At 37.3% G+C, this 9,988-nt stretch carries 8 protein-coding genes and 1 pseudogene; 2 read left to right on the forward strand and 7 right to left on the reverse strand.

All coding sequences use genetic code 11. The annotated features are described in order from the left end of the window. Window positions 1-335: 335 nt before the first annotated feature. Together F4V44_RS26820 and F4V44_RS26825 are read left to right on the forward strand one after the other, a co-directional pair. Window positions 336-1,457 carry an IS110 family RNA-guided transposase gene (locus F4V44_RS26820; RefSeq protein WP_150443035.1) on the forward strand — a complete coding sequence of 374 codons (1,122 nt, stop codon included), beginning with the start codon at window positions 336-338 and terminating at the stop codon, window positions 1,455-1,457. Window positions 1,458-2,288: 831 nt separating this feature from the next. Continuing rightward, window positions 2,289-2,491 (forward strand): annotated as a pseudogene (locus tag F4V44_RS26825) (transposase); the annotation flags it as partial. Window positions 2,492-2,807: 316 nt separating this feature from the next. Here F4V44_RS26825 and F4V44_RS26830 read toward each other — a convergent pair. The 7 genes from F4V44_RS26830 to F4V44_RS26860 all read right to left on the reverse strand — a co-directional run bounded on the left by F4V44_RS26830 (window position 2,808) and on the right by F4V44_RS26860 (window position 9,573). Beyond that, window positions 2,808-3,491 (reverse strand): class II aldolase/adducin family protein, encoded by a 684-nt coding sequence (locus tag F4V44_RS26830; RefSeq protein WP_223882046.1) that lies wholly within the window; start codon window positions 3,489-3,491, stop codon window positions 2,808-2,810. A 30-nt stretch (window positions 3,492-3,521) separates the two neighbouring features. Next, a complete protein-coding gene (locus F4V44_RS26835; RefSeq protein ID WP_150443037.1) occupies window positions 3,522-4,502 on the reverse strand; it encodes a DMT family transporter in 981 nt (326 codons plus the stop codon). A gap of 7 nt (window positions 4,503-4,509) precedes the next feature. Continuing rightward, on the reverse strand, window positions 4,510-4,746 hold the full coding sequence (locus tag F4V44_RS26840) for a Rossmann-fold NAD(P)-binding domain-containing protein (RefSeq protein ID WP_150443038.1): 237 nt from the start codon (window positions 4,744-4,746) through the stop codon (window positions 4,510-4,512). A gap of 102 nt (window positions 4,747-4,848) precedes the next feature. Beyond that, complete coding sequence (locus tag F4V44_RS26845; protein ID WP_150443039.1) at window positions 4,849-6,141, reverse strand: Rieske 2Fe-2S domain-containing protein; 1,293 nt, start codon at window positions 6,139-6,141, stop codon at window positions 4,849-4,851. 756 nt (window positions 6,142-6,897) lie between these two features. Further along, on the reverse strand, window positions 6,898-7,704 hold the full coding sequence (locus F4V44_RS26850) for an ABC transporter permease (protein WP_150443040.1): 807 nt from the start codon (window positions 7,702-7,704) through the stop codon (window positions 6,898-6,900). Further along, window positions 7,704-8,513 carry an ABC transporter ATP-binding protein gene (locus F4V44_RS26855; RefSeq protein WP_223882047.1) on the reverse strand — a complete coding sequence of 270 codons (810 nt, stop codon included), beginning with the start codon at window positions 8,511-8,513 and terminating at the stop codon, window positions 7,704-7,706. Before F4V44_RS26855 ends, F4V44_RS26850 begins: the two co-directional genes overlap by 1 nt. 34 nt (window positions 8,514-8,547) lie before the next feature. Further along, entirely contained in the window at window positions 8,548-9,573 is a 1,026-nt protein-coding gene (locus F4V44_RS26860) for an ABC transporter substrate-binding protein (protein ID WP_150443041.1), read from the reverse strand. Between the last annotated feature and the right edge of the window lie 415 nt (window positions 9,574-9,988).

Genomic DNA, 9,988 nt, shown 5'->3' on the forward strand with positions numbered 1-9,988 from the left:
GTGATCTCCTTTCGTTAGGACCTAAAAAAGGAACTAAATTATTCACTAATATATTATACTTCCATTGCAACGACAAATTCGACAAATTTAATCTAACCCATCGATATTCTTAAAACACCTTGAGCTTTCATCCATTATTAATCCCTTTTTGAATAGTGTACCTAGCATCGTGGTATTTTTCGCTCTATAACTAAATATTCTGCCACGATAGTTATCATGAACGAAACTAGCCCCTCACTCGTAACATCGTAGGTTAATTTGGTTAAGCTGAGTTACTAGTAAAGAAAACTCAAACCAAACAAATCAGAGCTACATTACGAAAGGAGCTAGTTATTATGAATACTATCACAAAATATGTAGGTTTAGACGTATCGAAGAAAAAAATCGCAGTAGCAATTGCAGATGAGGGACGTGACCAACCAAGGTATTTTGGAATGATTCCCTATACGATTGAAAGTATTAAGAAATTAGTAAAACAGTTAGGGGATCCAAAACAACTTCGTGTGTGTTATGAAGCTGGTCCAACAGGATATGGGTTATATCGCCTATTTGTCAGTTTGGGTATTGAATGCGAGGTCATTGCACCAGCATTAATTCCTAAAAAGCCTGGAGACCGTGTAAAGACAGATCGTAGAGATGCCATTAATCTGGCAAAACTTTTTCGTGCTGGTGAATTAACCTCTGTATATGTACCTAGAGAAGAAGATGAAGCGCTTCGCGATTTGGTTCGTGCTCGAGAAGATACTAAAGAAGATGAATTAAGAGCAAAACATCGCTTAACTAAGTTCCTTTTACGTCACGATATTCGTTCTCCGAAAGGTGTAAAAAAGTGGACTACAAGATATTGTGAGTGGTTAAATGCGTTAAAGTTTGACCATTCTGCATCAAAAATTGTTTATGAAGAGTATATGCATCAATTAACTGAAATTCAACAACGATTATACCGTTTGGAAGAAGAAATCCAAAGGCAAGCTACAGAAGGTGTGCACGCACCAATGATTCAAGCCCTTCAGACACTAAGAGGAGTAGCAGTGGTTACGGCAACTAGTTTAGTAGCAGAAGTCGGATCATTCCAACGATTTTCTTCTCCTAAGCAACTAATGGCATATGCAGGACTTATTCCAAGCGAAAGTTCAAGTGGAGAACTTCGACGTCAAGGAAAGATAACAAAAGCAGGAAACCGTCATGTCCGGAGATTGTTAATTGAATCTGCGTGGAGTTATCGATATCCACCGGCTGTGAAAGGAAAGTTAAAAAAGAGACAAGAAGGACAACCACCAGAGTTACTTCAGATTTCATGGAAAGCCCAAACTCGTTTGAACAAAAGATATTTTCGTCTACTATCCTCTGGAAAAGTTGCCGGAAAAGCAATAACAGCAGTAGCCAGAGAATTAACTGGATTCATATGGGCAATTGCACAAGAAGCTGAGAAAGAACAAAAAGGTAAAGCAGCATAAACTTATTACCCAACTTTCAGTAACTTATAACAATAACAAAAAATTAATTCTTTTAATAAAAGTGAGATAAGAATAGGGCTCGGAGGCAAAGGTTAAAATCGGAAAGGAGAACCCACGACTTAAGCTTGTGCCATGTCTAAATAGGCTAACGCACGTCGTTAGTTAGTGGAAGCTCCTTTGTACGGAAAGATAAAATGTGAGAACCCACGAATATCAGAGTGCTAACCGTTGTAGAGATCTTTTGCCTTCGTGCCGTGCGCTTACCTCTTCCTCTCATCTTGATGACGAGGAAATAGTTTAACCAATATTAGTTGATCCCTGAAAAAGAAGCAATATAAGCTTCTGTATTTAGGTTGCCCAAAAACCAAAAAAATGACAGAAATTCGGTGGGCTATTGACAGTTTCGTTCATATCAGCTTAAGTGTATTTCTTCACAATTTTAACAGTAATCCCATTGGAAGCATTCTCACCCTTCTGAATAAAAAACAACTTCGACCTTATATGTAGCGCTAATGCTACATGGTTTTTGTGAAAAAAGGTTCCGAATGATAGAAAGTAAGGTTTCGTAACCTATGTTTTAACTTTTAAGTTTTCACTCACCTGAAAAATCCTACATTCTTTGTTTCTAAAGAATAATAGCTAACTTTAAAGCTAGCTGATTAATTCGAAATGAGAGATGTAAAGTATTTAATTTTTGAGGCAGAAAAATAAAAAACCACTTAAAGTGGTTTCAGATTGTAGAGAAAGTACCTTTTTGGATAGGCCACACTTAGTTGGAGAGAATTTTTAAAATCAAGTAGACTACAGATAATACATTTGGGGAGAATCTACATGGCCAAAAGAGAACGCCGAACATTTACTAAATATTTTAAACAACAGATGGTGCAGCTGTACCAAAATGGGAAATCAAGAAAAGAGATTATTCGTGAGTATGACTTGACACCTTCTTCTTTCGATAAGTGGGTGAGTCAGAGCTCTGGTTCTTTTAAGGAAAAGACAATCTAACAGAGGAACAAAAGGAACTGATTGAACTCTGAAAGAGAAATAAACAACTAAAAATGAAAAATAACATTTTTGGTTATAGGAGTCCGATTGATTACAAACTTAAACACCTTAAAAAGTTGTCTAGTTTAGTGTTGACATACCAGTCATATATTTTTCTATGTTTGAGAGTTATAGAATAGGATAAACATGAGAGGTGATGATTTCATTTGCTGAATAATGGTGTAACCTACGTGTTTGTCTCAAAGGGTATAATGACACTTAAAAATACACAAAAGAGTTAATAATCATCTCAAAGATAATTATTAACTCCATAATGTGATTTCTTATATAATAAAAGTCCCCTTATTATTTGAGTTTACTAAGATGATAATCCCAAACCTTTTGGATATTTTTCTCCTGCCAGATGAATTTTGATATACTGACGATTTCCTCATCCTCTACGGAATGGGCATAGCCTAATTGACTTGCCATATATTGGCGCTGTGCATTCTCTTCTAAAAACACACTGCGGACAAATGTTTCGATAATGGAAGGACCGGTGATGACGGCACCATGTGCCTTTAATAGTGCAATATGATGATCTTCTAGTCTTTCTGCCAATTCATCAGCAATTTCAATGTTACTAATTGAATGAGATTTAGCGAAAACGGGTATCGTTCCAAGCACTGCTCCTTGTGTAATGACTGGACGGATCGGTATCTTTGCTATTGTAAACAATGTTGACCATCTTGGATGGGTATGGCTAATTGCAAGTACATCTGATCTACGCTTGTATATTCGTGTGTGGAGCGGAAATTCATTTGGTGGCCTCCCCGTTCCTTCAATAAGATTCCCCATCATATCAATGGTAATAATATTTTCTACTGTTAAAGAGCTTCTGCTCGCTTCTGCTGAGTTTATCAAAATAAATTCAGTTTCAGGAATCCGTACACTGAAATGACCATTAAAGTCGATATGTCCGATATACTCAAGCATCCGAATTCCATCCACCAGCTGCTGTTTTAACTCTTCAAGATTATGAATGCTCAAAAACTAACCTCCCACCACGCAAATAATCCTCTAACCAATCACAATAAAACCTGCTCCGAACATAGCAACTATAGCTGCCAAATAAACGGTTTTCGTTGTCCCTTCATGGGTTTTGAAGATAAAAGCTGACAATATGAGTGTAAAAATAACGTCAGTTGACGTGATAATCGCTACTCTTGATACATCACTGAACATTAATGCTGAAAAATATAAAATTTGTCCTAATGAAGTGGCTATTCCAGCGGCAAATAACCATGGTTGAAAATGAGTAAAGGTCGAAACTATCGATTGTTGGAATGACTTTTTTAGCAAAGAGATAATGAGGAATATCAGGATCCCTACAAGTGCCCCGATCATCGTACCAAAAAATGGATCAGGAATTTCGGACAACCCCTCTTTTCTCACCACATAACCGATCGAATAGGCTAAGGCAGATCCCACACCATACATATATCCTAAACTAGTTATGAATTTAAATCGTTTGATCCAAGAGTTCCTTTTGCTAACCTTTTCTTTTTCAGATTTTATTACGGTGGTTTCATTCGCTACAGCGGTCTCATGTTTTTGTAATCTTCTATTAGAGATAATGGTTTCATACATTAAGAACGATGAACTGGCAAAGATCATAATCATTCCTATAAAAACCATAAGATTCATTGATTCATGCAGGAACAACACACCGATTAGGACAGTAAAAAGTGAATTTAAACGTTTAAGAGTAGAGGCCCGAACTGAACCTAAATGCTGGATAGATGTAAATAATAAACTTCTCCCGATGTATGCGGTTAAGAAACCAGCTAAAACAAACCAACCTATCCCTTTGGTTGTATACGGCGGCCAATCCTGAAATAGGCCTTTGGCCAGGGTAATAATCCCGGCCAGTCCGAAGGTTATCAGGACAGAGAGAAAAGCACCGTTATTCTTTGAATTAGGACTTACCCCCTTTTTCACCATTACATTGGCACAACCAAAAGAAAAGGCAGCCACTAAAGCTAAAGATTCCCCTATCATTTCACAGCTACCAGACTTGAATGATATCTGCTGATTCTACTGCATCCCAAAGATTTTTCACAAGAAACCCATCACGTTCTGCTTCTGTCCATAAATCATCAATAGGCCTTAGTCCAATAACAACAGAGATTTCATGTTCCCGTAACATCTTTGCAAATTCACGGCCCTCTTTGCTGTATCCGAGAATTGCAATGGATTTACCATAAAAATAATTTGGTAAAACCAATTGTTCTGCTAATGGCATACGATTCACCCCTTAAAGTTAAAACCTGTACGATAGAAAGATTAACATTTTTTCTATCGTACAAGAATCTTGTCTATATTTGAACGTCTAGTAAACAGATTCTTAATTCGTCTTAATAAGCTGATATTTAGCTGTCATATTTTCCTTTAATCCTTCTCTCCAATCGATTCCTTTTGGAAGGAAGGCATCACAAGCCCTTACATTACGGTATGTTTCTGGATGAATCCCTTTTGGAGCCTTGCCATTTTCAACATCTCTTGTTGCTTCCAACAATAGCTGTCTTGCTGAAATAATGGCTAAATCAGAAGTTCCAAGACGTTCTTTTGTACGATCAGCAAATGGTTTTTCCATTGTTTCCTGTAAAGCGTAATCCTGAGTGTTGATTCCCTCTATTCCCGTAAATGTCTTTGTCCGCTGCACTTCTCGGTCAATCAAATAATCATTGGAAGGATTCCTTTTCAAACGATACCCTGGCAATACGTCATCAGGACCTCTACCAAATGCAATTTCTTGCTGTAACGAGAATTCCGGATCTAGAGGAATGGATGGTTCAGACGTATATTTGAAATTCCAGACCCATACACTTTCATCATCAATTGGTACCCATATATGACCGCGAATAGTTGGATATTCCTCTGGACTCCCATCTTGCCACTTCAACATCTGTCCCCGCATTTGCTGGGACGGCATGATAAACTGATAGGCACGAACATAGTTACCATTCTCATGTAAATCACGGATCCCTGCATAACGAAAACCGTATTCTGTTTTATCTACTTCAAGCTTTGGATTTGTTGCACGGTTACGTAGGGAATTCTTATCTTGAATATTGTTATTGTGAGCAAACGATGAATGGGATGTATCAATTCCGCCTTCCAGAGCTTGTAGCCAGTTACAGCCTTCATAGGTTTTCGATACTTGGAAATGAGTTTCAGGCGCTCTCAGCCATTCATAATCAGGGAGGCTTGGCTGTTCTTCCTTCGGTCCCATATAAGTCCATACGATCCCATTTTTCTCCCAAGTCGGATAGGATGTTAGACGAACTTTATGTTTAAAATTGCTCTCGCTTGATTCATTAGGCATATCTACACATTCACCGTCTCGATTAAATTTCCAACCGTGATACGTGCATCTTATCCCGCATTGTTCATTCCTACCCCAGAATAAATGCGCCCGGCGGTGAGGACAATAGGCATCTAGAATAGCTACCTTTCCTTCTGAATCGCGAAAAGCAACCAGATCCTCACCTAATAATCTCAATCTAATTTGAGGACTATCCGGCTCAGGAACTTCTTCCGAAAGAATGGCCGGAATCCAGTATCTTCTGAATACTTCCCCCATTGGAGTTCCTTTACTTGTCCGACATAATTTTTCATTATCCTCTTTTTTTAACATAAGACCCTCTCCTTTTTATGGCTATTTTGAATTTATTGATTACTTATAAAAAATTATACGTTCTCAATAAGGCTTAAAATAGGGAGGGTTCTTTCATATGGAACAAAATAAAAAAATACCATCATTCTTTAGAGTATTTGTCCCTTAATCAAGAAAGATAGTAGCAACCTACATTTTTTCCCTGATTATGGGATTTATTTCAAAAAGCCAAATACTTTTAGGTATTTTATTTGACCACCTGATGAAAAATACTGAAATATCAATAACTTACAATAAGCGGGTAAGTCCTGGTATATCATTCTAATAGGAACGCCTGTTTTTCTTGTGTTTAACTCCTTTGATAGTCATTTTATCTATTTTTTATTGCAAAAAAAAAGCCATTCATCTCCCACCTAAAATTCTATCGAATTTTTGAGGAAGGAGAATTCTGGCTATGTCTGTTAAAATAGAGAAAGCCCAAGAATAGTATGACTAGGGGAAAAAAGAAAGCACGAACCCGTCAACAGTATAATGCAACTAACTGCTAGGAAAAGAAAAAAAGAGACTGGGACAGAACTAAATTGTCCATTGTTAAAGCCGAATTATTTCTAGTTTAAAAAGGAATAAAAATAAAAAAACCGAACTATTACGAAATTCTAAATTAGAATTCCGCATGATAGTTCGGTTTTTTCTTTAGCTAAAATACTTTTGTCCCAGCCTCTTTTTTATAAAACTATTTAAAAATGAAAAGATTTGAATCACAGAACAACCGACTTCCTATAAATTCCTCCATGGTGCAATTTTCTTCTCAAATAACTTTAACAGCTCTGTTAGTAATACTGATAAGACCATTAATACCGCAACATAGGCCAAATATTGGGCTGTTTGAAACAGCTCTGATGCATGTCTAATTGCATATCCAATCCCCTTATTTCCTGCCAGCATTTCCGCAACAACTACTGCAATTAATGCTCTTCCAATCGCTAAGCGTATACCTGTAATAATAAATGGGATCGCTGAAGGCAAAATAACCTCTTTAAACATTTGTCCTCTGCTTGCCCCATAGGAACGGGCTGCCTTGATTAAAGATGGATCTGTCATTTTTACACCTGACATTGTGTTAATCAAGATTGGGAAAATGGATAGCGCGAATACCATCATAACCTTGGATAGAGTATCTAGCCCAAACCATAACACAAATAATGGCGTCAAAGCAATCATTGGTGTTGTATAGAGTGCTGTTACAAAGGGATCAAAAGCCAATTCTAGGTTTTTCCAATACCCCATTGCTAATCCGATTGGAATCCCAATTAGCGCCATTGCAAAACCAATGCCAACCTCCATCCCGCTGACAGCAAGATGTGTAAAAACTTCTGTGGAGATGAAAAAGGCTACCGCTTCGGTAAAAATTTTACTTGGCCAGCTAAACATAAACGGATCAATGAGGTTTAAACGGCCGCAGATTTCCCAAATAATTAGAATAATGAGCAGGGTCATAGATGGATAGAGAATACTTTTAGGTATTGTCCATTTACTCTTCTTCATTGTAGATGTAAGACTTTTCGTAACTTCTACTTCTTGCATTATGCTTCCCCCTTCTTATATTGTCTTCTTACTTCCCCTTTTAGATGATCCCAAATTGTTTGCTTATATTCCTGGTATTTCGGTAAAGCCTTCGTTTCAAGCGTTCTTGGATAAGGGATATCTATTTTAATTTCATCTACTATTTGTCCAGGCCGCACGGACATTAAAATTATCTTGCTGGAGAGAAAAACCGCCTCATCAATCGAGTGAGTGATGAAAATGACTGTTTTCTTCTCATTCAACATAATTTTTAATACTTCTTCCTGCATGATTTCCCGAGTTTGTTCATCTATCGCAGAGAATGGCTCGTCCATAAGTAAAACCTTTGGCTCAACAGCAAAACCACGGGCAATTCCAACCCTTTGCTTCATTCCTCCTGACAGCTGATGGGGATATTTATGTTCAAACCCCTCCAAGCCTACCATCTTGATATAATGCAGGACTTTATCGCGTATATTCTTGTCCTTCTTTCCTGCCAGCCGTAATCCAAAAGCGACATTATCATAGACTGTTTGCCATGGCATTAACGCAAAATCCTGGAATACCATTGCTCTATTTTCATCAGGTCCGTGAACTTCTGAACCATTTATTGAAATCGTACCAGAAGTAGGTTTAAGCAGCCCATCTAAGGTATGAAGAAGAGTGCTTTTTCCACATCCGCTCGGTCCAATTATCGAAATGAACTCCCCCTCATGTATTTCCCCGGATACATTTTTTAGAGCATGTACTTGATTTGGCTGACCTTCATTATAAATAACATTCAGATTATCAAATTTTAAAATAGGAGTCTTTGTTTTTACCATTGTCATAGACTTCACCTCTTACAAATTAGTATGTTCTCAATTAATCTGCAATAAAAGAATCATCATATAATTGCTTGACCGTAACATCACCTGTTAACATTCCAGCTTCTTTGGTTGTGTCAATTGCCCATTTTAATCCTTCAATGTTGATTTTTCCTTTATCTGCTAATGCAGGCAGAACAAATTCAAACGATTTTTGAGCGTCTTCCTGATTCATTTCTAATTTTTCCATAATGATTTGAATCATTTCGTCTTTATTTTCTGGCTTCTTCGCATACTCAGTTGCTTCAGCGATCGCGGCCATAAAGCCTTTTGCTGCTTCCGGATTGTTCTTTAAAAACTCGCCGTTAGCAATTAACATGTTGTGATTATACGTTTTCAAGTCATCCCTCATAAGAGATAGTTGATGCATTCCGGCAGCTTCTGCTTTTAAATCTGTTGGCTGACTAAGAATGGTTAACTTCGCTTGACCGGTCACTAATGCTTGAAGACGAGTTGAGTTTTCCCCTGCTTCTACAATACGGACATCCTTGTCAGGCTCTAATCCATTGTTCTGTAACCACCAGCGAAGCTGAATGTCAGTTCCATTTCCTGTACGGTTCGTTGCAACAACTTGACCTTTTAGATCCTCAGGCTTCTTTATATCAGATGTTGCGTAAATACTATACATGGATTGATCGTCGAATGTTCCAATCATTTTGATATTTGCACCAGATGCGATGCCGTTAATTACTGATTCTGGCAAACTGGAAATAATCTGAAACTCATTCGTCTGAAGTCCTCTAAGTGCAATGACCCCGCCTTGTACTTTTGTGAAAGAAACGTTTAGATTGTGTTTTTCAAATAACTTATGCTTTTCAGCTACGAATGCTGGCAAATAGCTGGCATTATAAGAAGGGAATGCCATACTTAAGCTAGTTTTCCCATCTTTACTTGTACCGCTGGTAGCTTTTGCATCAGATTGTGTTTTCTCCGTTTTTCCACAGGCACTAAGGATTAAAGCTAGTATTAGTAATGGCACAATGAATAGTTTTGTTGAAAATCCATTTACTAATTTTTTCATCATTTAGACCCCCCTAGATTTGTTTTTAAGAATTAGAAATACGATTGACAGTCTCATTAAACCATTCCTTATACCACTATCTCCCCTCTTTCAGGAAACGCTTTCACTCCGTTATAAAATAACAATACGGAATTCATTCGCATTTTTTTAATATTCTAAATATTACAGTGACTATATTCTCATAAAATATCTGCATGTAATTTGCTTTGTTCCTGTATACGGAACACACATTAAAAAAATTTCACTATTGTTAACTTGTAAATTCTATCATTTATGCCCAGAGGACTCCCGCTTCAAATTTTCGTTAGAAAATTAAGCGGTGAGGTGAATGGGCGGTTTTAAGAAAAAATTTAATTTTATTTTTTTACATAATAGGACTTACCCACTTTGTGGAATCATATTCCCATTCCGATTATAA

It is taken from the genome of Niallia endozanthoxylica (genome assembly GCF_008710145.1).
Lineage (GTDB): Bacteria > Bacillota > Bacilli > Bacillales > Cytobacillaceae > Bacillus_BD > Bacillus_BD endozanthoxylica.